Raw genomic sequence first — 1,858 nt, 5'->3', positions numbered from 1 at the left:
GTGCAAATCGGACGAAGAAATGTTCGTTGAATTGGCGCGGCGGATGAAGCTTCCTGTCTGTACCGAGCCGGTCAAGGACGTGCTCGATGCCATGCTCGCGGGTGGCGGCCTCAATATTACCTTCGATGAGCTCAAACAGAAGGGTTTCATCAAAATCCCGTTTAAGTACCGCAAGTATGAGAACGGCGGTTTCAAAACGCCGACCGGCAAGATCGAACTCTATTCGACGCGCTTCGAGCAGATGGGCTATGCGCCGCTGCCATCCTACGAAGAGCCGCCGGAAAGCCCGGTCAGCGCGCCGGAGATTGCCGCCGATTTTCCGCTGGTGCTCACGACCGGCGGGCGAATCTCATACTTTTTCAATTCCGAGCACCGGCAGATCGAGCGGCTGCGCAAGGCGCAGCGCGATCCGGTGGCGGAAGTCCACCCCGATACGGCGGCGCGCTTCGGCATCGTCAGCGGGGCCTGGATATGGATCGAAACCAAACGCGGCCGCATCCGGCAAAAGGCCAAGCTCACGACGGGAATCGACCCGCGGGTGATTCACGTCCAGCATGGCTGGTGGTTCCCCGAGCAGCCGGGCCCGGAATACGGCGTGTTCACGTCGAATGCCAATCTCTTGACCGACAACAAGCCGCCCTTCGACCCCCAGATGGGGACCTATCAGTTGCGCGCGCTGTTATGCCGGGTGGGACCGGCCGAGCCGCCCACGGTCGACTCGTAAAAAGTGGGCGTGTAAGAAGGCGCCGGCACGGAGGAACACCCAATGCGGATCGACGCCTACACGCACTTTTTCCCGGAAAAATTCTTCGACACCATGCTCGAGGTCGCCGGGCAATACAAAGACATGGGCAAGCGCGTGCGCGCTATCCCAGCGCTGCACGATCTCGATGCGCGCAAGAAGATCATCGACACCCACAAGGACTACGCGCAAATCATCGCCTATCCGCAGCCGCCGATTGAGAACATCGCCAAGAGCCCGCAGCAGATCGACGAGTTCATCCGCATCATCAATGACGGTTTCGTCGAACTCTGCGCCAAGGAGCGCGATCACTTTCCCTGCTGGATCGCGCAGATCTCGCTCGACGCGCCGGACGCCGGCGTCGCCGAAGCCGAACGCGCGATCAACCAGCTCGGCGCGCTCGGCGTGCAGATCTACACCAACGTCGCCGGCAAGCCGATCGACCGGCCGCAATATCTGCCGTTCTGGAAGAAGATGAACGAGCTCGGCAAGCCGGTCTGGCTGCATCCCGCGCGCGGCGCCAACACGCCGGACTATTTCGACGAGAAGAAGTCGTTGTACGAAATCTGGTGGACGTTCGGTTGGTCCTACGAGACCGCGACCGCGATGGCGCGGCTTGTGTTCTCCAAGATTATGGACAACCACCCGAACCTCAAGATCATAACCCACCACTTCGGCGGCATCGTGCCGATGCTGGAAGGCCGCATCGGGCCGGGTTGGGACGTGCTCGGTTCGCGCACTTCCGACGAGGACTACGTCGCGCTGCGCAAGAGCCTGAAGAAGCGCCCGCTCGATTATTTCAAGCAGGACTTCTATGCCGACACCGCGGTGTTCGGGGCGACGCCGGCGACCAAATGCGGGCTGGAGTTTTATCCGGTCGACAAGATCGTGTTCGCCTCCGATTGCCCGTTCGATCCGGAAAACGGCGCGATGTATCCGCGCGAGACCTTGCGCATTCTCGAGGAGCTCAAGCTCGACAAGGAAACCGCCGACAAGATATTCTACAAAAACCTCGAACGCATCACCGGCAAGAAACTGGTGCGGTAATCGTCAAATAATTCGGGCGGGCGTAAGACCATTTGATCGCGCGCAGTTCAGTCCTGGTGACCGGCGTGT

The 1,858-nt window shown here is 60.3% G+C and carries 2 protein-coding genes; both read left to right on the top strand.

Going from position 1 to position 1,858, the window contains the following annotated elements; all coding sequences use genetic code 11:
- Positions 1-724 (top strand): molybdopterin dinucleotide binding domain-containing protein (locus tag WB528_RS25620; RefSeq protein ID WP_423891974.1); only part of this gene is annotated, 724 nt, incomplete at its 5' end.
- Positions 725-766: 42 nt separating this feature from the next.
- Entirely contained in the window at positions 767-1,789 is a 1,023-nt protein-coding gene (locus WB528_RS25615; RefSeq protein ID WP_423891972.1) for an amidohydrolase family protein, read from the top strand.
- Positions 1,790-1,858 lie beyond the last annotated feature (69 nt).

Source organism: Bradyrhizobium sp., from assembly GCF_049586575.1.
Taxonomy (GTDB): Bacteria; Pseudomonadota; Alphaproteobacteria; order Rhizobiales; family Xanthobacteraceae; genus Bradyrhizobium.
The sequence above is the reverse complement of the archived record's forward strand: the minus strand, read 5'-3'. Positions and strand labels throughout refer to the sequence as shown.

Coding starts and splice junctions, on each gene's coding strand:
- WB528_RS25615 (WP_423891972.1), top strand. CDS start 767: ATGCGGATCGACGCCTACACGCACTTTTTCCCGGAAAAATTCTTCGAC.